A 22,378-nucleotide genomic window follows, 5' to 3' on the forward strand; every position below is an offset into this window, starting at 1 on the left:
CGACAATACCGGTCGGTGGCTGGGCCTGGACAGCTCGGGGATCGGGCCGATTCAGAGGTTGACGACGGCGTCCTCGGCGAGGGTGAACAGCCCCGAGTCGAAGGTGATGGTCTTCAGCTTGGTTCCCTTGGGCACGTCGAAAAAGACGTTCGCACGGACCGAATTGCCGGGGTTGATCTCATCGAGGAAGCCGCTGCCGTTGCTGTTGCCGTAGATCGCGGCTTCACCGTCGGCGTCGTACTCCCGACCGGAGCCGTCCTGCGCGGTCACCGTGCCGTCGGCGTGGAAGAGATGGGCCGACTTGGTCACGTTCTTCACGGTGATGTTGACCCGGCAGTAGGTGCCCTGCGCTTTGTGGTTGAGGAAGGAGTCACCGACCTGGGAGATGCCGCACTTGATGCCATTGACCGTGAACTCGAAGTCGCCCCCGCGGACCTTGTCACCAACGCGGTACACCTTCGGTCCGTCAGAAGCGGGCGGGCTGGGCTTCGGCATCGATGGACCGGCGGCCGTGGTGGCGGGAGCGGGCGCTGCCGCAGATGCCGGGTCAGCGGGGGTGGATTTCGCCGCCGCTGGCGCGGGCGGAGCCTTGCTCGACGACACGTTCGCCGGTTCCGGACCAGTGACGATCACGCCGATCACGGGAATGCCGCAGCAGAGCGCGACTGTGGCACCGACACCGACCAGCGTGGGGATGAGCCAGTCCGGTCGCTTACCCGGGGGCGTCGGTGGGAACATCGTGGCCGGCAGGGGTCCGTATGGCGGGGGCCCGCTGGGAGGGCCCGGGTACGGCTGATTCTGGCTCGGGTGGCCGGGAGCGGTCATCTTCTGTCCCCACAGGTCATTCGCGCGACGTCCCGCCCGCGAGTCCCGTAGACGGTATCGACGTGGCGGGGGAACATCCGTTTCTCTGTCAGGTTGGTGACAGGCAACGCCGTCGAGAGTGCCCGAGCGGCCAACGCCGGTCGTTCAGCAGGCGTGCGAGGCCACCTTCTTGGCGGCCGTCACCTCACCGGACGGCGGTCGATCACCGCACGTACCGCTCCCACGACCGGCCTCTTGTAGGCGTGCCTTCTTGACCTGGTGGCCCTCAGCGGGCGGCGGCGTAGCACCGCTCGCGCTCCTTCTCCCACAGCACCTCGTCGTCGAGGCCCGCGCAATCCGAGCGCATCCGGCGGGCAAGGCCGTAGAAGCCCTCGTGCGGACCCTGGGTCTCCTTGCCGACCACAAGGGCGCTCCAGATCGGCTCATTCCGATCTGCTGAGCGGGCCTCACCAGCTAATCAATCGGAAGTCGGGGATACCTCGACGGGGCTCCTCGATCGGCGCTTCGATGGAGCGTACCGCTACACAGGCAGGTATCGATGTCCTGGAGATGTGTATCCCCTCCAGGCAGGTGTCGCACCAGAAGGCGGCGTAGCCGAAGTCAGCTCGCGGTGGCCCTGTGAAGACGAGCCTCAGGGTTTGGTGCCTGCAGTTCGGGCACTGGAGGTCCGAGGGGGTGGGTAGGGCTCGGTAGACGACGTCGTACGCCCCCAGCCACTCGTCGAACTTAGCCATCAACGCGCTCCCTCAGGCATGAACGAGTGGTTGCTCCACCACTGCTTCTCTTGGGCATACGCCCGGCACGCCGATGTCAGAGACGACCCAGAAGCGGCAGAAGCTGGAGCAATCCCGTTGTCACCGGCGACGGAGTTCTTCATGCCCAAGGTGGGGGAGACCTGCGTGTGGATGAATACGTGTTTCAGGGTGAACATCATGGGGCGGGACCAATCCGGTCCGGGGTGAGGGCGGCCGTGCAGATCGTTCGTCCGTCTTCGTCGGTGAACTCCACTTCGTACGCCGTTTCGGGGTTCCGGAGCACGTGGACGATGCTGCCGACCGCTCCAGCGGCCAGGCCCTCCTCCGGGAGACCCGCCTTGAGCTCAACCACCTCGTACAGCTCCAACGGTCATCCTTGCTTCGGCGTGAACAAGATCGGGAGCATGCGCGGCACGGACCGCAGCGTCGCGGAGATCGGAGACGGTCCGTGTCAGCTCACCCGGGATAGCCGGCGGAGTAGGTGGCGTCAACCAGCTCCTGAAGGTGCCGGATCACATCGGCCTTCTGCTCGGTCTCCGGCAGGTCCTGCTCTCCAGCGGCAATCAGGCCTCGGCGCCAGTGGTTGACGATCTCTGTCTGGGTGTCCTGTGGCAGCTCGCTGACCCAGAACGAGCCGAGGTTGTTGTCGATGATCTCTTGGAGATGGCCCGCGACCTGCCTGTCGCCGAGCCTCGAGATCAGGAATTCCAGCGTCCAGTCGAAGAGGCCGCCAGTCGCCGTCCAGTCGACGCCAGGCTTGAGCACGATGAGGCCAGCCATTACTTCCCCACAATGAACACTCGCGGGCTCAGACCGCGATCCGCTATGAAGTGCTCGATCCTAGCGACCTGCTCGGTCGAGAACTGCGAGACGTCAACCGGCACGAGGTCGGCCTTGGTCAGGTGTCGCTCAATCTGATACTGCAGCTGCGGCCATTGCCGCTCGAAGTACTGGCCGGGAAAATTTCCCACCGCATCATAGGTGCGCCCGGTGCTGTCAACCCAGTCAGCAGATGAGCCTGCGGGTGCACGGGTCAAGGTGACATTCAGCTCTCTCTCCAGCCGGGCAGCTGTATCCGCCTCGCCGGGCCGGAACCTGCCCGTCGCCGGGTCCATGCCGAGATCCCGGATGCGCTGCTCGTCGTCGAGATGAGGGGGCCCCGTGCCGTGAGGCGTCTCCGGCGTCGGGGTGTCCCTGCCACTTCCTGAACTGCTGCGGAGGAGCCGGCCGAGTGCTTCCCTGAGTTTCTCGATGAGATCGCCGAGGCGGCGGATCTCCGGCATCAGTCGCCGCAGGCTCGCCAGCAACCCCCGCAGCAGCCGGGCGATTCGCGCCCCCCACGACGCCACCAGCGTGGTGACCTGCTCAACCACCAGCGGCGCGGCGAACCCGCCGGTGACCACGAGTTCGCCCGCGTACACGATGAGGCGGGAGACGCAGGTGGCGATGGCGTCGCGGACCAGCAGCCGGACGGCGGCCACCAGTCCGGCCGCCCCTTCGGTGATCGCGGCCAGGGTGTCCGCGCCCTGGGAGAGTCCGGTGATGGCCTGCTGCTGCTCGACGGCCCAGGTCCGGTAGGCGGGACCGGCGCTGCCACCCCAGCCTGCGACGTCGTTGGCGACTGCGCGGGCAAGGTCAGCAGCTTCGTCGCGAAGCGACCCGGCGACGTTGCGCCAGGTCTGGGCGTGGGCGGTGATCTGTGCCGGGTCGCCGGCGAGCCAGTCGAGGGCTTCGCTGAGGGGTTTGACGTGTTCGATGAGCCAGGCGATGCCGTACTGCAGGAGGGCGCCGACCGGGTCGGAGACGAAGGCGAGGGCGTCGAGGCCGGCGCTGACCACGCCGAGGCTGCCGTCGATCCAACTGCCGGTGCGGATGCCCTGGGCGATGAGTTCGATGTCCTCGCAGATCCACACTCCCGCCCACGGGGTGGGTGCGGTTTCGGCCGCGGTGGCCACGAGGGGATTGGCCGTCACGATCGTTCGCCGGCTCGGCGCAGCTCGCGCTCGGCGTGGTCGTCGGTGCGCCGGTAGTTGTCCGCGCTAGTGCGCAATCGGCCGGCGGTGTCCCGTACCGACCAGGCGGCGATGCCGATACCGGCCGCGAGGGTCCGCTGGAGACCGTCGAGCAGCACCGGCACGATGACGCACAACTGCCCGTACGCGCCGTCGCTGAGCTGGATGTGCTGGCCGGCCTGCTTGGCGGTGTCGAGACTGTCGGCGCTGCGGTCGAGGCGCGCCGCGTGCCGGGTCAGGTCGTCGGGGTCGACCAGGATGTCGTCAGGCACGGGCCTCGCCGGGGTCGGGCCGCAGGCGAGTGTGGTACGACTCGAGGACGGCTCGGCTGGTCGGGTCGTCCCGGCCGAGGGCGCCGGCGGTGGCGTCGGTGACCTGCCGGAGCAGATCGGCCCGCGCCGCGTCAGTGGTCTCCAGGATCAGCCGGGCGGTGTGCGCGGCGGGGTGCCGCCGGGTGCGTTCGTCGAGCCGGAGATCGGACAGGGCGCCGGTGGCGTCGACGGTGACGGTGACGGATCGGTCGGCGCTGGTGGCGATGCCGGTCAGCGCCTGGACCCGCGCCGACAGGCTCTTCGCCCGCTCCGCCCGCTCGGCCAGGTCGGACTCCCACTTGTCGAGCCGGCGTTCCGCTGCGTCCAGCGCGGCCTCATCCGTCCACATGCGATCCTCCCGGAGAGTCTTGCCGGCGGAGGTCCGGCGCGAACCGCCGTCACGTTACCAATCGGTGGCTCTCCGTGCTGACCCGCTGAGGCCGGCAGGGGAAGGTACCGCGCTCGGCGGCGAACCGCGAGAACCGTCAGCCGGGTCATTCGAGTACGGCGACGATGCCGGGGCGGTTCATGGCGACCTTGACGCCATTGCCGCCGCTGTGGGTTCTCATGCGCCCGTGCGCAACCTCGACCGGCTGTCGCACCGCCACCAGCCCCGCGAGCCAGACGCGCGTCTCGGCGTCCGTCGAGTAGACGATCGTCGTTCCTGCCGGGAGCATCGGCTGCCGCAGCTCTGCGCCGGACTTTCCCGGTGCGACCTAACCGGCGAACAGGATCCTCGCGGGGAACTCACCACTGGACCGCCAGGACTTGACGATCTTCGCGGTGATGGCGCTGGCCGCCGAGTTGAAGTGGCCGTCCTCGACACATGCCGTGAGAGTGCCGGGATCGATCACGAGAATCCGATCGAACCTGTCCTCGAACCCGAACTCGTATCGGACCTCGTTGGTCGCGCCTTCGATTCGTCGCGCAGCCACCATCATTCCCATGCCACCAGCCTCCGACGTCCGAGTGGGTCCCGCCAGCAGGGCGGCGGACCCGCGAGAACCGTCAGGCGGTGACCGTCGTCGGCCCATCGGTGGGGCGGGCGCCGGCCGCGGCGACGAACGTCGACCAGGCCGAGGGCGTGAAGGTGAGCACGGCTCCGGCCCGGTCCTTCGAGTCGCGTACGGCGACGATGCCGGGGAGATTGTCGGCGACCTCGACGCAGTTGCCGCCGTTGTCGCCGCTGCGGGTGCTCTTGCGCCACACGGCGCCGGTCAGGTCAGTCATGCCGCATCTCCCCGATGATCCTCTTGATCATGTCTCTCGATTCTGCCTGACCGAGTGCGAGTGCATCCAGGCCCTTCCACACGTCCTCGTATGCACGAAGCTCCTCCGGCTTGTCGAGATAGAGCGCGCCGGTCAGCGACTCGCTGTAGACGACCGACGGTTCGGGTGTGGCGCGGCCTCCCTTGGTGGCGGGGAAGTCCAAGAGGACGAAGGAGCCGGCAACGGCGCCGGGGTGCGGTCCGGCGGCGAGCGGCACGACACGGACTGAGACGTTGGGTAGCTCAGACGCCTCCATAAGGTGGCTGAGTTGTTGGCTCATGACACCGGAGCCGCCGACCGCACGGCGCAGCACCGCTTCGGAGAGGACGGCGTCGAGGCGTGGGGGCTGCGGGAGTCGACGGGTGAGCAGAGCCTGCCGCTGCAACCGCACTTCGACTGCCCGCTCACGCTCCTCAATGCTCAAGCGGCTTGTGGGTCGGTAGAGGCCAAGGGCGTAAGCGCGAGTCTGGAGCAGTCCAGGGATCAGGGTCTCCTCGTACTGGCGGAGATGCGCGGCGGCGGCTTCCAGGCCAACGTACAGCTCGAACCAACTGGGTACCGCGTCCCCGTACGCGTGCCACCACCCCTTCGACTTCGTCTCCGCCGCCAGCCCCCGCATCGCCTCGGTCATCTCCGGCGACACGTGGTACAGCTCGCACATCGCCTTGACGTCCAACACCCGCACCGGCCCCAGCCCGCTCTCGATCCGCCAGATCTTCTGCCGGCTGTATTCGAGGGCTTCGGCGGCGGCGTCCAGAGTCACCCCGGCCTCGGTGCGGAACTGGCGCAGCAGCCGACCGAGCTGCCGACGCGGCACGGTCGATCCGACGTCCTCTGTCACCCGAACACTCCCTGATTCCATCCCGCAACACTGAGTAACGCGACCACGTAACTCATATCGGTTGCAGTAAAAGAAGTCAATGCCTGAGCCAAGAATTCTGCTGTGGAACGTTGCGCCTCCACTGCGCACTGTCACACGATGACTACAAGGCCCTGGTGCCGTACCGCTGATCACAAGCTGCGGTGGCAGGGCGGGGTGGGTCCGCGCGTGCGGGGAGGACGAGTGGCCCCACCCCTTCCATCCGACACGAGAGGCAGGCAGCAGATGAGCGTCCGCAATCAACGGTCGAGCTACGGCGCTTTGCCGTACACCCCGCTGCTGCCGTGGCAGGTGCGCGAGCGCCGCTTCAAGCTGGTCGGGCTCGGACGCCGCGGCCTCGAGCCGGACCACGTGTACGCCTTCATCGACCGGGTCGCCGTGGACCTGGCCGCCGTCTACGCGGCCCTGGCCGCGAGCCGGCGGGAAGCCGCCTGTGCCAAGGTCGCGCTGCGTCGCCAGCAGAGCGACCGTGGCGGTCGGGGATCCGAGGCATGACCCAGCGGTACGTCATCCACTTGCCGGTGGCCGCCGCCGACCTGCCCGCCGCGCAGCGCCTGGCCCGGGTGATCGGTCGGTGGCTGCTGGTGCTGCCGCAGACCGACCCGGGGGAGACCACGGTCTCCGCCGAGGACCACCAGAACGTACGCCATCGGGTCTTCTGCGACCTGCTGATGCCCGGCGGCCGCCGCTGCCTGCTCCGCGCCGACCACGACGGTCCCTGCGCCCGCCGCCTGCGCCGCTGACCCGGATTCGCCCGATGGGGATGAGGCAGGGTCACCCCCCGTCCCAGCAGGCTGTCGAGGTACCAGCTCGCTCGGCACCCGAGCGGTGGAGCGTGCGATCGCGGCGCACTGAGGTCGGAGAGGAGCATCAGGTGGAATACGAGGATTTCATCAACGCAGTGGCCACGCGGGCGAAGGTGTCGACCGATCAGGCGGCGACCCTCACCCGCGCGACGTTGGAGACATTGGCAGATCGGATCAGCGCCGGCCAGGCGGAGAACCTTGCCTATCAGCTTCCCGAAGGGCTCGACGATCACCTGCGCCAACCGCCACCGCACCGACGGGAGGAACAGGCCAGGTCGTTCGGGCTCGACGAGTTCGTGCGGCGGGTGGCGGACCACCCGGCCATCGACCGTGCGCGCGCCGAGCCCGGGGTCCGCGCGGTGCTCACCACGCTCCGTGAGGCTGTTACCCGTGACCAGTTCGAGGACGCGGTGGCCCAGCTTCCGAAGGAGTTCCGGCAGGTGATCGAACCGGTGGGTGCCGGTGGCAGGCACGTTTACGGCTCGTAGCACGCACAGTTGCGCGAGGGAGAACAACTCGCGGACGCCGCGACGCACCCCGACTGGTTCGGAAGGGAGCACGTGTGAACTACGCCGAATTTCTCGAAGCGGTCGGGAAGCGGGCCGACATGCCGGCGGCGGAGGCGACGAACGTCGTCGGAGCCACGCTGACGACCTTGGCGGAACGGGTCAGCGGCGGCGAGGCGCGGCACCTCGCCACCCAACTCCCCGAGGAGCTGCGAGGGTACCTGCACAAGACCGTGGACTTCGCCGAACAGCTGGACCTCGTGGAGTTCCTCAACGAGATCGGGGTCCGCGCGGGAACGGATGACGACCGGAGCGCCGAGGTGGCCCGCGCCGTGTTGACGACCCTGCGCGAGGCGGTGAGCGCCGAAGACCTCAAGGGCCTGGAATCCGAGCTGCCGAAGGACATCCGGCGGCTGCTCCACCCGTTGGACCGCCGCATCGCGGGCTGAACCGAGCCACTACCTGGCCCGATCCGGGTACGGTGCGCGGGTGGAGGTTGGATTCGCCCCGCCCGTCTCCGGCTCGTGGGCCACCCCGGAGCGCATGGTCCACGTCGCCCGCCGCGCCGAGCAGCTCGGATACCACTCGCTCTGGACGTTCCAGCGGCTCCTGGTCCCCGCCGACCTCGGCTGGAGCGAGACCTACCACAGCGTCCAGGATCCGCTGACCACGCTGGCGTTCCTGGCGGCCCACACCACGCGGGTCCGGCTCGGCGTGGCGGTGCTCAACATGCCGTTCGTCTCTCCGGTGCTGCTGGCCAAGCAGACCGCGACCCTCGATATCCTCGCCGGCGGACGGCTCGACGTCGGGCTCGGCCTCGGCTGGGCGGACGAGGAGTACCAGGCGACGGGGGTGAGCAAGCATCGGCGGGGCCACCGGGCCGAGGAGTTCCTCGCCGTTCTCCGCGCCCTCTGGCAGGACGACGTCGCCGCGCATCGCGGCGAGTTCTACCAGGTCCCGCCGACGCGGCTGGAGCCGAAGCCGGTGCAGCGGCCACACCCGCCGATTCTGCTCGGCGGCCAGGCGCCCGCCGCGCTGCGCCGGGCCGGCCGGCTCGCCGACGGCTGGGTCAGTGGCAGCCAGGCGGACCTGACGGGCATCGGCGAGGCGGTCGCGACCGTCAAGGCCGCCGCTGCGGAGGCCGGCCGCGATCCCGGCGCGCTGCGATTCGTCTGCCGCGGCGCGGTTCGCGTACGGCCGGCGGGGCCGCCGGATCGCGAGCCGCTCACCGGCACGCTCGATCAGATCCGGTCGGATCTCGGCAGGCTTGCCGAAGCCGGCATCACCGAACTGTTCGTCGACCTCAACTTCGATCCGGAGATCGGCTCGCCCCGCGCCGACGCGCAGGCGTCGCTGCGCCGGGCCGACGAGGTGCTCGACGCCCTCGCTCGGACCCGCTGACACCCCCGACCGGCGCTCACCCGGGCGGGTCGGCTGCCGCGTCCGTCGCGGACCACGCCGACCAGCCGGTCACCGCTACCGCGATCACCGGCCCGGCCGGTGGCCGCTGGACGTACTGCGGGTACTTGTCGGTCAGCGCCGCGCGGGCCGCCGCCTCCTCCGCGCGGTCCTCCACCAGCCGGCCGTGCCCATCGAGGCGGACCCACCACAGCCGCGACCAGTCCTCGTCGTACTCGTCGACCAGCAGGCAGGCGTGCCCCGTCGCCCGGATGTTCTCCAGCCGGCGCAGCCGCCGGTGGCGCTTGGGCTTCTCGTCCACCGCGTGGTAGACGACATCGTCGAGCAGGACGAAGCACACGGGCACCAGGTGAGGACGCCCATCCGCGCCGACGGTGGTCAGCCGGGCCACCCGGGCCGACCCGACCCGATGCCGGATCTCGTCGGCGGGCACGGACCCGACGGTAACAGCCGACACTCGTCATGGTGACTCGTTGTTGTCGTGGGGTGTGTCGCTGCCGCCGGCGGGTACGCCCTGCCGATCGGACCCGGGGGAGGCGTGATGGCGAGCGAGGCGCCCGACTACTTCCAGCCCGAGGGTGGGCTGGTGCTCACGCACCTGCTGATCGTGCGGGACGTGGACCGTTCCCGGGAGTTCTACCAGCGGGTGCTGGGCGCGACGGTGGTGCGGGAACGCCAGCCGGCGATCCTGCGGTTCCACAACAGCTACATCGTGATCAACAACGAAGGTGGTCCGACGGACGACAAGCCGGGGGTACGGGCACAGGCGCCGCCGGATCCGAACACGCTCAGCGGCGCGATGAACGTCCGGGTCACCGACGTCCGCGCCGTCTACGAGCAGTGGCGGTCACGGGGTGGGGAGTTCCTGACCGAGCCGAAGGATCATGGCGTCGAGATCCGGTGCTACCTGCGCGACCCGGACGGCTATCTGATCGAGCTGGGTCAGGGCACCGGGATCCTCGCCGAGATGGGTCGCGCCACCGCCGCCTGAGCGATCGGCACCGGGGAACCCAGCCCGGACCAGCCATGGTGATCGGGCCCGTGGTGATCAGGCGGCGGGTACGGTGAACGTCGTGGAGGATCTCGGCGCGAAGGTCTCGTATCTCGCGCTTCCCGTCGGCATCCGGGTCTACGACGTCGACTCGGCACCCGTCGGCGTGGTCGAGCACGTGCTGACCGACGAGCCGAAGGACATCTTCCACGGGATCATCGTGGCGCCGTCGGGGCCGGACCAGTCCCACCGCTTCGCCCACCGGGAGCAGATCGCCGACCTGTACGAGCGGGGGGTTGTGCTGTCGGTACCCGGTGCCGAGCTGCGCGAGCCGAGCGACGACCCGCCGGCCGGAGTGGTCGAGGAAGGGGCTCACCACCCGGTGCAGGCGGACCTGCGCCGCGCCTGGCAGCGGCTGAGCCGACCCCGCTGAACCCGCCGATCTGCGTCGACCGGCGTGTCCTACGGCGAGATTCGTACCTCTACCGAGCTGATGAACCAGCGGCCGGGAACCCAGCCCGGGGCAGCCACGTCGTAGGGGCATGACGGGTAGCAGCACCCACGTACTCCAGCCAGCGGCCGCCACCGGCGTCCCCCGAGTCATGACTCCCGCTCGCGTCCTGAGACTGACCCTGGTCGCCGGCCTGGCGCTGGTCACCGGCTGTACGGCGGAGCCGGCCCCCGTGCCGCCACGGGACCGGGGAGTGCCGGCCGGCGGTTTCCAGCTCGTCGCGTTCGACTCCTGCCCGGAGGCGCTGCGGCAGCTGAAGACGGCGGCCAGGGCGTACGTCGGGCCCTGGGGGTTCGGGTCGAACGGGGACATCCGTACCTTCGGTCGCGCCGAAGCGGCTGGGGCGCCCGCCGCGGCGGGGTCGGCGGATGCGGCGTCCAAGGCTGCCGCCCCCGGCTACTCGGGCACCAACACGCACGAGGCCGGGGCCGATGAACCGGACCTGGTCAAGACCGACGGCAAGCGGATCGTCACCGTGAGCCACGGCAAGCTGTACGTGGTCGACCCGGCCACCCGCCGGCTGACCGGAGAGCTGGACCTGGCACCCGGTGCCGATGGGTACGGCGGGGGCGAAGACGCCCTGCTGCTGCACGGTGACCGGGCGCTGGTGCTGCGCCGCGACGGGTGGGCCGGGATGACGAAACCGGCCGTCCCCGAGGGAGGCGGGCGCGTCGCAGACGCCCCGATGCCGGACGGCATCGTCGGCCCCCAGCTGATCATGGTCGACCTGTCCGGCGCGCCGAAGATCATCGGCGAGTACCGGATCGACGGCAGTCTGGTGGACGCCCGCCAGGTGGGCACGACCGTCCGGGTCGTGGTCCGCTCCGCGCCCCGGCTGAACTTCCCGTACCGGGAACGGGCCACCGATGGGCAGCGCACCGCCGCCAACCGCGAGATCATCGACAACGCCACCGCTGACGACTGGCTGCCCCGGTACGAGGTCACCTCGGGCGGGCGAACCAGCGCGGGACGGGTCGGCTGCGAACGGGTGAGCCGGCCGGCCGCCTACTCCGGCACGTCACTGGTGACCGTGCTCAGCTTCGACCTCGGTGCGGCCACGCTCGGCGCCGGCGACCCGGTCACCGTGATCGCCGACGGCGACACCGTCTACAGCAACGGACCCCGGCTGTACGTCGCCAACGACCAGCGCTGGCGGGTGCTGCCGATGCTGACCGCGCGCAACATCGCACCCGATCCCAAGGACGAGACCACCGAGATCTACCAGTTCGACACCTCGGGGGCGGGTGCCCCGCGGTACGTCGCCACCGCGTCCGTACCGGGCTGGCTCGTCAACCAGTACGCCATGTCGGAGTGGGACGGGCACCTGAGAGTGGCCACCACCCGGGGCCGTACCTGGGGCGACAAGCCGAACTCGACGTCCAGCGTCTACGTGTTGCGCGCCGACGGCACGGCGCTGACCCAGGTCGGCAAGGTCACCGGACTGGGCAAGGGGGAACGGATCTACGCGGTACGGTTCGTGGGCGGCACCGGGTACGTCGTCACGTTCCGGCAGACCGACCCGCTCTACACCGTCGATCTGCGTGATCCGGGGGCGCCGAAGGTGAGCGGCGAACTGAAGATCAACGGGTATTCGGCGTACCTGCACCCGGCCGGCGACGGACGGCTGCTCGGTGTCGGGCAGGAGGCGTCCGACCAGGGCCGGGTCCAGGGCACCCAGCTCTCGCTCTTCGACGTCGCCGAGCCGGCCAGGCCGACCCGGATCGCCCAGTATCACGTCAGGCAGGGGCACTCCGAGGCGGAGTTCGACCCGCACGCGTTCCTCTACTGGCCGGCCGAACGCCTGGTCGTGGTGCCACTGACTGTCTACGACACGGGCGCCGTGAGCAAGCCTGGTGCGGTGAACAACGTGGCGCTGGCACTGCGCGTCGGCGACGGCGGGTTCACCGAGGCCGGCACGGTCGACCACACGCTGGGCACGCGCCGCGCCGAGGAGCCGGCGCCGATCCGCCGGTCACTGGTGGTCGACGGAGTGCTCTGGACCGTGTCCGACGCCGGCCTCAAGGCGACCAGCCTCGCCACCATGCAGACCCTCGGCTGGCTGCGTACGGCGTGACCCGCATAGTGGCGTCCGACGTCGAGGGCAGGTTCCAGGTGATCAGGCCGGACATCCGCTGACCCGGCCTCGCGACGCCGGTCCCGCAATTCACCAGGTGTGCCGGCGTCGCAAGCGGGTACGCGGTGCTACCTGCGGGACCCGGACGGCTACTCGCCGTCGGCACCCGGGTCCACGACGTCGACTCGCACCCGTCGGCGTGGTCGAGCAGGTGCTCACCGACGAACGGTGGGACATCTTCCACGGCGTCATCGTGGCACCGCCCGGCCGGATCAGTCCCACCGCTTCGCCCACCGGGAGCAGATCGCCGACCTGTACGAGCGGGGGGTCGTGCTGTCGGTACCCGGTGCCGAGATGCACGAGCCGGGCGACGACCCGCCGGCCGGAGTGGCCGAGGAAGCGGCTCACAACCCGGTGCAGGCGGACCTGCGCCGCGCCTGGCAGCGGTTGCCGAACCCCGCTGAACCCGGCGTGCATCCCCACCCCACGCGCTGCGCTGGGCAGACCAGCGGACGTCGCTGGACGCCCGCTGATCGCCGAGCGACTCCCGCCGCTGGGACGTGTGTCGCCGCCCCCTGATGGCTGCTATTTCTTCTTGTGCTTGGGCGGCAGCGTCGCGACGTAATCCTGCGCCTTGTTGACCCACAGGGTCGATTGTTCGGCGGTGAACGACGAGGGCAGCGACAGGTATCCACCCATCGGACGCTCGGCCGGGCCGAACGGTCCCGCTCCCTCGACCATCGCCAGCTCGGCCAGGTCGTCGGCGGCGAGCTTCACGCCGACCGACGAGCCGAACAGGCCGGCGAACATGTTGCCGTTGACGAAGGCACCGAGGTTGCCGAACATCGGTTTGACCTCGACTCCCGGTGCCTCCGGCACGAGGGAGCGGAAGAACTGCTTGTCAGCGTCGGTGGGCTTGGGCATCTGCATCGTCGGATCCTGTTACGCAGCGACCGGGCGACGGCCGGCGAAAGCGGCCAGCCGCTCCATCGGGTCGGCATCGGTGGACGGGGTGATCTCGTCGGCGAACGAGGAACCGCGGGCCCCGGGGACGAGCTGCTCGGCGAGCTTGTGGACGTAGGCCACGACCTCGTCACTGACGACCAGGGGGGTGCCGCTGCCCTGGGCCATGTCCCACACGTGCAGCAGGAACTCCACCGGCATGATGCTCGCCGCGAACCTGGCTGGCATCTCGCCGCCGCCGGGAGCGGGGACGGTGCCGTCGAGGCCGCGTGCCCGCCACCCCTCGATGGCCTGCGCCGCCATGGTGGCCACCCGGTTCTCCAGCGAACCCGTCTCGGGGTTCACGACCTCGACGCCGGCCATCGAGCCGAAGGCGACCATGGAGCCGAACAGGTGCTCGGCGAGGTCGTGGCAGGTGAAGTCCGCGCACGGGGTCTGCTTCGGCCGGTCCTCAGGGGTCAGCTGGCGCAGGACCGTCTGGAGCACGGCCAGCGTGGCGTCGGCGGCGGACAGCTCATCAAGCCGCTCGGGAGCGGCGGACCACTCGTCCGGGCCGGCGTCCCCGGCGACGGCAGCCTTCTCGAGACGGCCGAGGTAGTGGTTCCAGCCCTCGGCGTGCATCGCCGCCTGCTCATCGGTCAGCCCCTCATGGGTGAGGGTGACCTTGGTGCCGTCGGCGACCGGCTCGACCGTGATCGTGACGGTCGAGCTGTCGGGGGCGAGGCCTGGGTTGCCTTCCCAACCCCAACCGAACACGACACGCTTGCCGGGCTCCACCTCCCGGAAGGTGCCCGCCGCCACGTGGCCGGGGGTGATGGTCCAGCGGTAGTCACCACCCACGCGGAGGTCGACGCGGGCGGATACCGTCTGCCAGCGGCGCAGCCGCTCCGGCTCGGTGATGAGGGCGAATGCCTCGTCGATGTCGACGGGAAGAATGACGGTCTTGGTGAACATCAGTGGTCTCTCTCGATCCGTTGAGCCTTCAGGGCGTGTGCGTCGGCGACCAACAGGTCGAGCTCGGCGGTCCAGAACCGGTCGATCTCGGCCTGCAGCCGACGGAGTCCTTCGGGAACGACCCGATAGATGCGCTCACGGCCGACCTTTTCGGCCTCCACCAGGCCGACTTGCGCCAGCAACAACAGATGCTGGGAAATTGCCGACCGGGTGACCGCGAACTCCGCCGCGATGCTGCTCACCGTGCGGGGCTGTGACGCGAGCAGCTGCAAGATCCGTCGCCGGGTTGGCTCAGCGGCGGCAGACAACGCGTCGATCACCAAAAACACGTTAGCCACGGCTAACGCTTTTGTCAAAGCCGCGCCGCTGCGGCGGCCCACCCGGCGCGGCGGCTGTGTCGGGTGGGCGGGCTGACACGACGATGTGGCTGCGGTCCCCGCGCTGCTTGAGGTCACCGGTGAGGGTGCATGGCCGTCACTGAGCGTCGTTCGCGCCGGACGGCGGGGCCTTTCCCGCCCGGCCTACGCAAGAAGGCACGGTCGGCACGACGCGCCAGGTTTGTTCGTCCTGATTCGGGTCATTCGTGGGCGACATCAGGTCGGGCAGACGGTGAGGTGACTGGTTGTGAGCCTCTTGCGCAGGAAATCGGTCGAGCAGTCGATGCGCGACACGGAGCAGCCGGAGCACCGGCTGCGCAAGGACCTGTCCGGCCTGGATCTCACCGTGTTCGGCATCGGGGTCATCATCGGTACGGGCATCTTCGTGCTGACCGGGGTGGCCGCGAACCAGACAGCCGGGCCGGCGGTCGCGCTGTCCTTCGTCGTGGCCGGTGTCGCCTGCGCGCTGGCGGCGCTGTGCTACGCGGAGTTCGCGTCCACCGTGCCGGTCGCAGGCAGCGCCTACACCTATTCGTACGCGGCGCTCGGCGAGCTGATCGCGTGGATCATCGGCTGGGACCTCATCCTGGAGTTCGTCCTCGCCGCTGCGGTGGTGGCCGTGGGCTGGTCGCAGTACTTCGCGGTGCTCCTGGAGACGCTCGGGGTGACGCTGCCACCCGCCATCACCGGGGGCGAGGGCGGCGCGTTCAACCTGCCCGCCGCGTTGATCGTGTTGCTCCTCACCGCGGTCCTGGTCGCCGGCATCAAGGTCTCGTCGCGGCTGAACGCCGTGGTGGTCACCATCAAGGTGGCGGTGGTCCTCTTCGTGATCGTCGCCGGACTGTTCTTCGTCAAGCGCGACAACTACACGCCGTTCGTCCCGCCGGCCGAGCCGGCGGCGGGCGGTGCCGGCGCCGATGCGACCCTGCTGGAGGCCGTCTTCGGGCAGGCCCCCGCCAACTTCGGGATCAGCGGCATCTTCGCCGCGGGTGCGCTGGTGTTCTTCGCGTTCATCGGCTTCGACATCGTGGCCACCGCGGCCGAGGAGACCCGGGTGCCGCATCGCGACGTGCCGCGCGGGATCCTCGGTTCGCTGGCTGTCTGCACCACCCTCTACGTCGCCGTCTCACTGGTGGTGGTGGGCATGCAGAACTACGCCGAGCTGGACACGGCGGCACCGCTGGCTGCGGCGTTCCAGGCCGTCGGGCAGCCGTTCATCGCCAACCTGATCACCGTCGGCGCTCTCGCCGGGCTGACCACGGTGGTCATGATCCTGATGCTGGGGCAGAGCCGGGTCGCCTTCGCCATGAGTCGTGACGGCTTGCTGCCGCGCTGGTTGGCGCGGGTGCATCCGCGCTTCGGCACCCCGCACCGCATCACCGTCATCGTGGGCGTGGTGGTGGCCGTGCTCGCCGGGTTCATCCCGCTGGAGGAACTCGCGGAACTGGTCAACATCGGCACCCTGTTCGCGTTCGTCCTCGTCGCGGCGGCGGTCATCCTGTTGCGCCGTACCCGGCCGGACCTGCCTCGCGGCTTCCGCGTCCCCTGGGGACCGGTGATTCCGGTTCTCGCGATGGTGGCCTGCGCCGTGCTGATGCTGTTCCTCACCGTCGAGACCTGGCTGCGGTTCTTCGCCTGGATGGCGCTGGGGATCGTCGTCTACTTCCTCTACGGCCGCCGTCGCAGTCGCCTCGCCCACGACGGGCAGGAAGGCCCACCGATGCCTGACCAGCCGGACCTCGACACCGGTTTCGGCTCCTCGTCGCCCCCGCCGCGCTGACCGGCTGACCGGCCTGCCGGCGGCCGGGTTCAGGCTGATCGGGCAGTGCCGGTGATGTGCGCGAGTACGGCCGAGTAGTCCCGGTCGCCGAGGCCGGCTTGCTGGGCTGCCACGATCCACTGCCGAGCGGCCGCGGCGACCGGCAGTTCGACACTTGCCGACTTGGCAGCCGCCACGACCAGATCGGCGTCCTTACGGGCGAGTGACAGCGCGAACCGGAGCGGGAATTCGTCCGACTCGATCGCCGGCCGCCGCCGATCCGCTTGCGGGCCGACGGGAGTCGCGGCCAGGACCTTGAACGCGGTGTCGCGCGGCAGCCCAAGCCCGTCCGCGAGTGCGAGCGCCTCACCGAGGACCGCCAGCACCCCGAAGAGGGTCGAATTGGCGACCAGTTTGGCGGCCGCGCCGGCACCGAGCGGTCCGACATGCACCGGCGAGCCAAGAGCGCCCAACAGTGGCATCCACTGTTGGGCAAGCTGCTCCGGCCCTCCGACGAAGATCCGCAGCGAACCCGACTCGGCCTCCGATACGCTGCCCAGCACCGGCGCATCGAGCAGGCCAACACCATCCGGCAGCATCGCGGCCAACCGTCGCACCGCGGGCGGCCCGACGGTGGACATCTCAGCGAGCGTCGTCGAGGCGGTAGCACCGGCGGCGATGCCCTGCGGGCCCTCGACCACCTCTTGTAGGGCGGCCGGGCCAGACAGCATGGTGATGACAAAGCCGGCCCGGCGGGCAGCCTCTGCCGGACTGTCGGCAGCGACCGCGCCACGCGCCACGAGATTGCTGGCCCGCTGCGGCGTGCGGTTCCAGACAACGAGGTCATGGCCGGCATCGAGCAACCGGCCCGCCATCCGGCTGCCCATCCCACCCAGACCGATCACCGCGACCGTGGCCATGGCCCCATCCTGCCAACCTCCCCCGCCCGGTGCCGCACGTACCGCTGACACGTGTGGCGGCACGGCCGGTGGGTCAGACCTGCGCGATGACGTTCTTGCCGTACGCGGAAAGTGTCTTCTCCTTGTCGTCGTGCATCAGGTAGAGGGCGAAGTTGTGCACCCCGATCTCCTTCAGCTCCTGCAGCCGGTCGACATGAGCCGACTCGGGGCCGACCAGGCAGAACCGGTCGACGATCTCATCGGGCACGAAGTCGGTGGACGGATTGCCGGCGCGGCCGTGGTGGGCGTAGTCGTAGCCCTCGCGGCCCCTGATGTAGTCGGTGAGCGCCTTGGGCACCACCCCGGAGTCGCCATAGCGGGCGACCAGGTCGGCCACGTGGTTGCCGACCATGCCGCCGAACCAGCGCAGCTGATCCCGTTGGTGCGCGAGGTTGGTGCCCACGTACGCCGGCGCGGCCACGCACATCGTGATCGAGTCGGGATCTCGACCTGCCGCGGTGGCCGCGTCGCGGACCGCGCCGATCGTCCAGCGGGCGATGTCGGGATCGGCCGTCTGCAGGATGAAGCCGTCGGCCTGCTCGCCGACCAGCCGCAGCGCCTTCGGGCCGTAGGCGGCCATCCAGATCTCCAGCCGGCCGTCGCGCACCCACGGGATGCGCACCGGCGTGCCGTGGTGTTCGACCTCGTTGCCCTCGGCCAGCTCCTTGATCACGTGCATCGCCTCTTTCAGCGTGGCCAGGCTCGCCGGCGGCTGGCCGATGACCCGCCGGGCCGAGTCGCCGCGGCCGATCCCGCACACCGTGCGGTTGCCGAACATGTCGTTGAGCGTGGCGAAGAGCGACGCGGTGACCGACCAGTCGCGGGTGCTCGGGTTGGTCACCATCGGCCCGACGATCAGGTGCTTGGTCGCGGCGAGGACCTGCGAGTAGATGACGAACGGCTCCTGCCACAGCACGCAGGAGTCGAACGTCCACCCGTAGCGGAACCCGTTGTCCTCGGCGGCGGTGAGGCCGGCCACGACGTCGCGAGCCGGCGGGTCGGTCTGCAGTACGACACCGAAGTCCACCGCTTCTCCTTTTCAGACCAGGTATTGACTGAGGTCGCGCTTGAGGAACCTGCCGTGCCCGGCCGCGCCGTGGAAGGCGTCGTCGTCGACCACGACCCGACCACGGGACAGCACGGTGGAGACCTGTCCGGTCAGCTCCATGCCCTCGTACGCGGAGTAGTCCACGTTCATGTGGTGGGTGCGGGCCGAGATGGTCTGCCGGACCGTCGGGTCGTACACCGTGATGTCCGCGTCGGCGCCCGGCGCGATGACGCCCTTACGCGGGTAGAGGCCGAACATCCGGGCGGGCGTGGTCGAGCTGATCTCCACCCAGCGCGGCAGGGTGATCTCGCCGCGCACGACGCCCTGATGGAGCAGGTCCATCCGGTGCTCGACGCCCGGCATCCCGTTCGGGATCTTGGAGAAGTCGCTCCGGCCCAGCTCCTTCTGGTCCTTGAAGCAGAAGGGGCAGTGGTCGGTGGAGACCAGCGACAGGTCGTTGGTGCGCAGGCCCCGCCACAGTTCCGCCTGGTGCTCCCTGGGGCGCAGCGGGGGAGAGGCGACGTACTTCGCGCCCTCGAAGTCGGGCCTGGCCAGATCCTCCAGCGACAGGAACAGGTACTGCGGGCAGGTCTCCGCGAACACGTTCTGCCCGGTGTCGCGGGCCTGGGTGACCGCGTCCAGGGCGTGCGCGGCGGACAGGTGCACGATGTACAGCGGCGCGCCGGTGACCTTGGCCAGCGCGATCGCCCGGGAGGTCGCCTCGCCCTCCAACTCGGGCGGCCGGGTCAGGCCGTGCTGCACCGGGTCCGTCTGACCGTTGGCCAGCGCCTGGAGGACGAGCTGGTCGATGGCGATGCCGTTCTCCGCATGCATCATGATCATCGATCCGGTGTCCCGGGCCTTCTGCATCGCCCGCAGAATCTCCCCGTCGGTGGCGTAGAAGACCCCCGGATAGGCCATGAACATCTTGAACGTGTTCACGCCCGCGTCGATGCAGGCCTCCATCTCCTTCAGCGACGTGTCGTTGACGTCCGAAACGATCATGTGGAACCCGTAGTCGATCGCGCAGTTGCCGTCGGCCTTGCTGTGCCACTTGTCCAGCGCGGACAGCACCGACGTGCCCTTGCCCTGCACGGCGAAGTCGACGATGGTCGTCGTGCCGCCCCAGGCCGCCGCGATCGTCCCGGTCTCGAAATTGTCCGCCGAGAACGTGCCGCCGAACGGCATCTCCATGTGGGTGTGGCCGTCGATGCCGCCGGGCACCACGTACTTCCCGGCGGCGTCGATCACGCGCTCGGCGCCGGCCGCCCACTGCTCGGCCAGGCCCGAGTCGGGCGCGGCGAGCGCCGCGATCCGCTCGCCCTCGACCAGCACGTCCGCCGGGTACGCCCCGGTGGCGTTGACCACCGTTCCGTTGCGGATGACGATGCTCACGGCGTCACCAGCGACTCGTACGTGTCGGGACGGCGGTCGCGGTAGAAGGCCCACAGGTCGCGGACCTCGGCCAGCCGGTCCATGTCGAGGTCGCGGACGACGACCTCCTCCTCGGTGTCCGAGGCGGCGTCGCCGACCAACTGGCCCCGCGGGTCGACGAAGTAGGACTGGCCGTAGAAGTCGTTGTCGCCCAACGGCTCCACACCGACCCGGTTGATGGTGCCGACGTAGTACTCGTTCGCCACCGCCGCCGCCGGCTGCTCCAGCCGCCACAGGTACTCCGACAGGCCACGGCTGGTCGCCGACGGGTTGAAGACGATCTTCGCGCCGGCCAGGCCGAGCGCCCGCCAGCCCTCCGGGAAGTGCCGCTCGTAGCAGATGTAGACGCCGATGCGCCCCACGGCGGTGTCGAACACCGGATAGCCGAGGTTTCCCGGCCGGAAGTAGAACTTCTCCCAGAACCCCTTCACCTGCGGGATGTGGTTCTTCCGGTGCTTGCCGAGGTAGGTGCCGTCGGCGTCGATCACCGCGGCGGTGTTGTAGTAGACACCGGGCTGCTCCTGCTCGTACATCGGCACGATCAGCACCACGCCGTGCTGCTCGGCGACCTCGCGCATCAGCGCGGTCGTCGGCCCGTCCGGGATGGCCTCCGTGTACGAGTAGTAGTCCGCGTCCTGGATCTGGCAGAAGTACGGGCCGTAGAACAGCTCCTGCAGGCAGACCACCTGGGCGCCCTGCGAGGCGGCGCTGCGGATGGCCTCGACCGCTCCTGCGATCATCGACTCCTTGTCACCGGTCCACTTCTGCTGCACCAGCCCGGCTCGGATGATGGTGCTCATTTCTCCCCCTTCGCGTGCGCGGTCCGCGGCATCGACAGCGCCAGGTAGACGAGGAACCCGGCGACCAGCCCGACCACCCAGCTGTAGTCGTAGAGCGGCTTGAGGAACGGGATGAGCCCGTCGGACGGGAACGGCCCCTTGCCGGGTGCGGAGTAGGCGCCACCCACCGCGAGGACCGCGCCGACGACGGTGGCGACGATGGCGGCCCAGTTCCACCCGCCGGAGAACCAGTACCGGCCCTCGGGGCGGTAGAGGGCCGGCAGTTGGAGGCTGGTGCGGTAGCGGATCCAGTACCCGGCGATGAGTACGCCGGCGACCGCGCCGAGCAGGCCGCCGTAGAACCCGAGCCAGACGAAGATGTAGATGTTGGGGTCCTGCACCAGGCGCCACGGCTGGATCAGGATGCCGAGTACGCCGGTGATCAGACCCCCGGTCCGGAAGCTCACCCATCGGGGCGCGGCGTTGGAGAAGTCGTACGCCGGGCTGACCGTGTTCGCCGCGACGTTCACCGACAGCGTGGCGACCACGACGGTGAACAGGCCGAGCGCGACGACCAGGGGGTTCTCGAACTTGGCCGCGAGCTGGATGGGGTCCCAGATCGCCTCGCCGTAGATGACTGCCGTGCCCGAGGTGATCATGATCGACAGGATGGCGAAGAACGACATCGTGGTCGGCAGGCCGAGGATCTGGCCGTACGCCTGCTGCCGCTGGCTGCCGCCGAACCGGGTGAAGTCGGGGATGTTCAGCGACAGCGTCGCCCAGAAGGCGATCATCCCCATCAGGGACGGCGCGAACAGCTTCCAGAAGTCGGCGCCCCAGCCCAGCTTCGACGGCTCGGACAGGATCGGGCCGAGCCCGCCCGCCTCGACCAGCACCCAGATCAGCAGGGCGACGGCGACCACGATGACGAACGGTGCGGCCCAGTTCTCGAAGCGCCGCAGGGTGTCCATGCCCCGCCAGATGATCGCCATCTCGATCGCCCAGAACAGGAAGAACGAGGCCCACAGCGTCCACGGGTGGTCCAGCACCGTCGCCGCCTCGACCCACCAGGAGCCGAGCAGCTTGCCGGCGATCGCATAGATCGCCTCGCCGCCGATCCAGGTCTGGATGCCGAACCAGCCGCACGCGATGAAGGCGCGGAGCAGGGCCGGGAGGTTCGCGCCGCGGACCCCGTAGAACGCGCGGGCGAAGACCGGGAACGGGATCCCGTACTTCGTGCCCGCGTGGCTGTTCAACAGCATCGGGATCAGGACGAGCAGATTGCCCAGCGTGATCGTGAGAAACGCCTGCACCCAGTTCATGCCGAGCTGGATGAGCCCGGCGGCGAGCAGGTACGTGGGGATGTTGTGCGCCATGCCGATCCACAGCGCCGCGAAGTTGTACGTGGTCCAGGTGCGCTTCTCGATGGGGACCGGGGCGAGCTCTTCGTTGAAGTAGCGGCTGTCGGCGATCGTCGAGAAGTCACGCAACTCGACTCGGCCATCCGGATGGGTGATCTGTGTGCCCGGCTCGGCCGCGGTGGTTGCGGCGGGGGGCAGGGGTTCAACGGCCATCGGTCACCTCCCTGTCACGCTGCCGCAACAGCGGCCGGCCAACCGGCGCGTGCTGCGGGTGGGGGCGGATCAGCACGATCTTTATCTGGGAATGGTGGGTGCCCCGGACCCGCCACGGGCAGCGGCAAAGTGTCCACGCTTGCCATGATCGGGGCACACTCTGTCCACGGGC

General features: G+C 69.5%; 29 protein-coding genes. 9 read left to right on the forward strand and 20 right to left on the reverse strand.

What is annotated here, in order from left to right:
- Positions 1-51: 51 nt before the first annotated feature.
- From V6U89_RS18300 to V6U89_RS18350, 11 genes are all read right to left on the reverse strand, one after another.
- Positions 52-642, reverse strand: a complete 591-nt coding sequence (locus tag V6U89_RS18300; protein ID WP_334572456.1) for a DUF4352 domain-containing protein — start codon at positions 640-642, stop codon at positions 52-54.
- A 448-nt stretch (positions 643-1,090) separates the two neighbouring features.
- Complete coding sequence (locus V6U89_RS18305; RefSeq protein WP_334572457.1) at positions 1,091-1,228, reverse strand: hypothetical protein; 138 nt, start codon at positions 1,226-1,228, stop codon at positions 1,091-1,093.
- 527 nt (positions 1,229-1,755) lie between these two features.
- Positions 1,756-1,947, reverse strand: coding sequence for a DUF4926 domain-containing protein (locus tag V6U89_RS18310; RefSeq protein ID WP_334572458.1), 192 nt, complete (start codon positions 1,945-1,947; stop codon positions 1,756-1,758).
- Positions 1,948-2,036: 89 nt separating this feature from the next.
- Positions 2,037-2,360: a hypothetical protein gene (locus V6U89_RS18315; RefSeq protein WP_334572460.1), complete on the reverse strand. Its 324-nt coding sequence runs from the start codon at positions 2,358-2,360 to the stop codon at positions 2,037-2,039.
- On the reverse strand, positions 2,360-3,553 hold the full coding sequence (locus tag V6U89_RS18320) for a WXG100-like domain-containing protein (RefSeq protein WP_334572461.1): 1,194 nt from the start codon (positions 3,551-3,553) through the stop codon (positions 2,360-2,362). The genes V6U89_RS18315 and V6U89_RS18320 overlap by 1 nt, the downstream gene beginning before the upstream one ends.
- Positions 3,550-3,864: a type VII secretion target gene (locus tag V6U89_RS18325; RefSeq protein ID WP_334572463.1), complete on the reverse strand. Its 315-nt coding sequence runs from the start codon at positions 3,862-3,864 to the stop codon at positions 3,550-3,552. Before V6U89_RS18325 ends, V6U89_RS18320 begins: the two co-directional genes overlap by 4 nt.
- Positions 3,857-4,252 carry a YbaB/EbfC family nucleoid-associated protein gene (locus V6U89_RS18330; RefSeq protein WP_334572465.1) on the reverse strand — a complete coding sequence of 132 codons (396 nt, stop codon included), beginning with the start codon at positions 4,250-4,252 and terminating at the stop codon, positions 3,857-3,859. Before V6U89_RS18330 ends, V6U89_RS18325 begins: the two co-directional genes overlap by 8 nt.
- Positions 4,253-4,397: 145 nt before the next feature.
- A complete protein-coding gene (locus V6U89_RS18335; RefSeq protein WP_334572466.1) occupies positions 4,398-4,580 on the reverse strand; it encodes a hypothetical protein in 183 nt (60 codons plus the stop codon).
- A 39-nt stretch (positions 4,581-4,619) separates the two neighbouring features.
- Positions 4,620-4,850, reverse strand: a complete 231-nt coding sequence (locus tag V6U89_RS18340) for a hypothetical protein (RefSeq protein WP_334572467.1) — start codon at positions 4,848-4,850, stop codon at positions 4,620-4,622.
- A 61-nt stretch (positions 4,851-4,911) separates the two neighbouring features.
- On the reverse strand, positions 4,912-5,133 hold the full coding sequence (locus V6U89_RS18345; RefSeq protein WP_334572468.1) for a DUF397 domain-containing protein: 222 nt from the start codon (positions 5,131-5,133) through the stop codon (positions 4,912-4,914).
- Positions 5,126-6,013: a helix-turn-helix domain-containing protein gene (locus V6U89_RS18350; protein WP_334572469.1), complete on the reverse strand. Its 888-nt coding sequence runs from the start codon at positions 6,011-6,013 to the stop codon at positions 5,126-5,128. The genes V6U89_RS18345 and V6U89_RS18350 overlap by 8 nt, the downstream gene beginning before the upstream one ends.
- Positions 6,014-6,277: 264 nt before the next feature.
- Here V6U89_RS18350 and V6U89_RS18355 point away from each other — a divergent pair, with 264 nt between their 5' ends.
- From V6U89_RS18355 to V6U89_RS18375, 5 genes are all read left to right on the forward strand, one after another.
- Entirely contained in the window at positions 6,278-6,547 is a 270-nt protein-coding gene (locus V6U89_RS18355) for a DivIVA domain-containing protein (protein WP_334572470.1), read from the forward strand.
- Positions 6,544-6,795 carry a hypothetical protein gene (locus tag V6U89_RS18360; RefSeq protein WP_334572471.1) on the forward strand — a complete coding sequence of 84 codons (252 nt, stop codon included), beginning with the start codon at positions 6,544-6,546 and terminating at the stop codon, positions 6,793-6,795. The genes V6U89_RS18355 and V6U89_RS18360 overlap by 4 nt, the downstream gene beginning before the upstream one ends.
- 131 nt (positions 6,796-6,926) lie before the next feature.
- Positions 6,927-7,346, forward strand: coding sequence for a DUF2267 domain-containing protein (locus tag V6U89_RS18365; protein ID WP_334572472.1), 420 nt, complete (start codon positions 6,927-6,929; stop codon positions 7,344-7,346).
- 74 nt (positions 7,347-7,420) lie between these two features.
- On the forward strand, positions 7,421-7,813 hold the full coding sequence (locus V6U89_RS18370) for a DUF2267 domain-containing protein (protein WP_334572473.1): 393 nt from the start codon (positions 7,421-7,423) through the stop codon (positions 7,811-7,813).
- Between the two features lie 40 nt (positions 7,814-7,853).
- Positions 7,854-8,765 carry a TIGR03619 family F420-dependent LLM class oxidoreductase gene (locus V6U89_RS18375; RefSeq protein WP_334572474.1) on the forward strand — a complete coding sequence of 304 codons (912 nt, stop codon included), beginning with the start codon at positions 7,854-7,856 and terminating at the stop codon, positions 8,763-8,765.
- 16 nt (positions 8,766-8,781) lie between these two features.
- Here V6U89_RS18375 and V6U89_RS18380 read toward each other — a convergent pair whose 3' ends face one another.
- On the reverse strand, positions 8,782-9,216 hold the full coding sequence (locus tag V6U89_RS18380; RefSeq protein ID WP_334572476.1) for a TIGR03668 family PPOX class F420-dependent oxidoreductase: 435 nt from the start codon (positions 9,214-9,216) through the stop codon (positions 8,782-8,784).
- Between the two features lie 108 nt (positions 9,217-9,324).
- Between V6U89_RS18380 and V6U89_RS18385 the strand changes: the two genes are divergently transcribed.
- The 3 genes from V6U89_RS18385 (at position 9,325) to V6U89_RS18395 (ending at position 12,359) form a co-directional block, all read left to right on the forward strand.
- Positions 9,325-9,774, forward strand: coding sequence for a VOC family protein (locus tag V6U89_RS18385; protein WP_334572477.1), 450 nt, complete (start codon positions 9,325-9,327; stop codon positions 9,772-9,774).
- Positions 9,775-9,856: 82 nt separating this feature from the next.
- Positions 9,857-10,207, forward strand: a complete 351-nt coding sequence (locus tag V6U89_RS18390; protein WP_334572479.1) for a hypothetical protein — start codon at positions 9,857-9,859, stop codon at positions 10,205-10,207.
- A 169-nt stretch (positions 10,208-10,376) separates the two neighbouring features.
- A complete protein-coding gene (locus V6U89_RS18395) occupies positions 10,377-12,359 on the forward strand; it encodes a beta-propeller domain-containing protein (protein WP_334572480.1) in 1,983 nt (660 codons plus the stop codon).
- A 585-nt stretch (positions 12,360-12,944) separates the two neighbouring features.
- On the opposite strand, the gene V6U89_RS18400 is transcribed toward V6U89_RS18395, so the two are convergent.
- Genes V6U89_RS18400 through V6U89_RS18410 form a run of 3 tightly spaced genes read right to left on the reverse strand, consistent with a single transcriptional unit; the run spans position 12,945 to position 14,596 of the window.
- A complete protein-coding gene (locus tag V6U89_RS18400; RefSeq protein ID WP_334572481.1) occupies positions 12,945-13,289 on the reverse strand; it encodes a TfoX/Sxy family protein in 345 nt (114 codons plus the stop codon).
- 12 nt (positions 13,290-13,301) lie between these two features.
- A complete protein-coding gene (locus V6U89_RS18405; protein WP_334572482.1) occupies positions 13,302-14,276 on the reverse strand; it encodes a TIGR03086 family metal-binding protein in 975 nt (324 codons plus the stop codon).
- Positions 14,276-14,596: an ArsR/SmtB family transcription factor gene (locus V6U89_RS18410; RefSeq protein ID WP_334572484.1), complete on the reverse strand. Its 321-nt coding sequence runs from the start codon at positions 14,594-14,596 to the stop codon at positions 14,276-14,278. The genes V6U89_RS18405 and V6U89_RS18410 overlap by 1 nt, the downstream gene beginning before the upstream one ends.
- Before the next feature lie 304 nt (positions 14,597-14,900).
- On the opposite strand from V6U89_RS18410, the gene V6U89_RS18415 reads away from it, so the two are divergent.
- Complete coding sequence (locus tag V6U89_RS18415; protein WP_334572485.1) at positions 14,901-16,433, forward strand: amino acid permease; 1,533 nt, start codon at positions 14,901-14,903, stop codon at positions 16,431-16,433.
- A 29-nt stretch (positions 16,434-16,462) separates the two neighbouring features.
- Here V6U89_RS18415 and V6U89_RS18420 read toward each other — a convergent pair whose 3' ends face one another.
- From V6U89_RS18420 to V6U89_RS18440, 5 genes are all read right to left on the reverse strand, one after another.
- A complete protein-coding gene (locus V6U89_RS18420) occupies positions 16,463-17,332 on the reverse strand; it encodes an NAD(P)-dependent oxidoreductase (RefSeq protein WP_334572487.1) in 870 nt (289 codons plus the stop codon).
- 73 nt (positions 17,333-17,405) lie between these two features.
- The gene (locus V6U89_RS18425) at positions 17,406-18,398 is read right to left on the reverse strand and encodes a TIGR03842 family LLM class F420-dependent oxidoreductase (RefSeq protein WP_334572489.1); all 993 of its coding nucleotides are present in this window, start codon (positions 18,396-18,398) and stop codon (positions 17,406-17,408) included.
- Positions 18,399-18,410: 12 nt separating this feature from the next.
- A complete protein-coding gene (gene hydA, locus V6U89_RS18430; RefSeq protein ID WP_334572490.1) occupies positions 18,411-19,814 on the reverse strand; it encodes a dihydropyrimidinase in 1,404 nt (467 codons plus the stop codon).
- Positions 19,811-20,653, reverse strand: coding sequence for a nitrilase-related carbon-nitrogen hydrolase (locus V6U89_RS18435; RefSeq protein WP_334572491.1), 843 nt, complete (start codon positions 20,651-20,653; stop codon positions 19,811-19,813). The genes hydA and V6U89_RS18435 overlap by 4 nt, the downstream gene beginning before the upstream one ends.
- A complete protein-coding gene (locus V6U89_RS18440) occupies positions 20,650-22,206 on the reverse strand; it encodes an NCS1 family nucleobase:cation symporter-1 (RefSeq protein ID WP_334572492.1) in 1,557 nt (518 codons plus the stop codon). The genes V6U89_RS18435 and V6U89_RS18440 overlap by 4 nt, the downstream gene beginning before the upstream one ends.
- Positions 22,207-22,378: the final 172 nt, after the last annotated feature.

Origin of the sequence: Micromonospora sp. CPCC 206171, from assembly GCF_036906755.1 — a bacterium.
Taxonomy (GTDB): Bacteria; Actinomycetota; Actinomycetes; order Mycobacteriales; family Micromonosporaceae; genus Micromonospora; species Micromonospora purpureochromogenes.

What these genes read in the sequence shown, in the direction of transcription:
- V6U89_RS18340 (WP_334572467.1), bottom strand. Translation starts at nt 4,850, where the DNA reads ATGGGAATGATGGTGGCTGCGCGACGAATCGAAGGCGCGACCAACGAG.
- V6U89_RS18360 (WP_334572471.1), top strand. Translation starts at nt 6,544, where the DNA reads ATGACCCAGCGGTACGTCATCCACTTGCCGGTGGCCGCCGCCGACCTG.
- V6U89_RS18435 (WP_334572491.1), bottom strand. Translation starts at nt 20,653, where the DNA reads ATGAGCACCATCATCCGAGCCGGGCTGGTGCAGCAGAAGTGGACCGGT.
- V6U89_RS18400 (WP_334572481.1), bottom strand. Translation starts at nt 13,289, where the DNA reads ATGCAGATGCCCAAGCCCACCGACGCTGACAAGCAGTTCTTCCGCTCC.
- V6U89_RS18330 (WP_334572465.1), bottom strand. Translation starts at nt 4,252, where the DNA reads ATGTGGACGGATGAGGCCGCGCTGGACGCAGCGGAACGCCGGCTCGAC.
- V6U89_RS18395 (WP_334572480.1), top strand. Translation starts at nt 10,377, where the DNA reads ATGACTCCCGCTCGCGTCCTGAGACTGACCCTGGTCGCCGGCCTGGCG.
- V6U89_RS18345 (WP_334572468.1), bottom strand. Translation starts at nt 5,133, where the DNA reads ATGACTGACCTGACCGGCGCCGTGTGGCGCAAGAGCACCCGCAGCGGC.
- V6U89_RS18420 (WP_334572487.1), bottom strand. Translation starts at nt 17,332, where the DNA reads ATGGCCACGGTCGCGGTGATCGGTCTGGGTGGGATGGGCAGCCGGATG.
- V6U89_RS18405 (WP_334572482.1), bottom strand. Translation starts at nt 14,276, where the DNA reads ATGTTCACCAAGACCGTCATTCTTCCCGTCGACATCGACGAGGCATTC.
- V6U89_RS18355 (WP_334572470.1), top strand. Translation starts at nt 6,278, where the DNA reads ATGAGCGTCCGCAATCAACGGTCGAGCTACGGCGCTTTGCCGTACACC.
- V6U89_RS18335 (WP_334572466.1), bottom strand. Translation starts at nt 4,580, where the DNA reads ATGCTCCCGGCAGGAACGACGATCGTCTACTCGACGGACGCCGAGACG.
- V6U89_RS18385 (WP_334572477.1), top strand. Translation starts at nt 9,325, where the DNA reads ATGGCGAGCGAGGCGCCCGACTACTTCCAGCCCGAGGGTGGGCTGGTG.
- V6U89_RS18315 (WP_334572460.1), bottom strand. Translation starts at nt 2,360, where the DNA reads ATGGCTGGCCTCATCGTGCTCAAGCCTGGCGTCGACTGGACGGCGACT.
- V6U89_RS18440 (WP_334572492.1), bottom strand. Translation starts at nt 22,206, where the DNA reads ATGGCCGTTGAACCCCTGCCCCCCGCCGCAACCACCGCGGCCGAGCCG.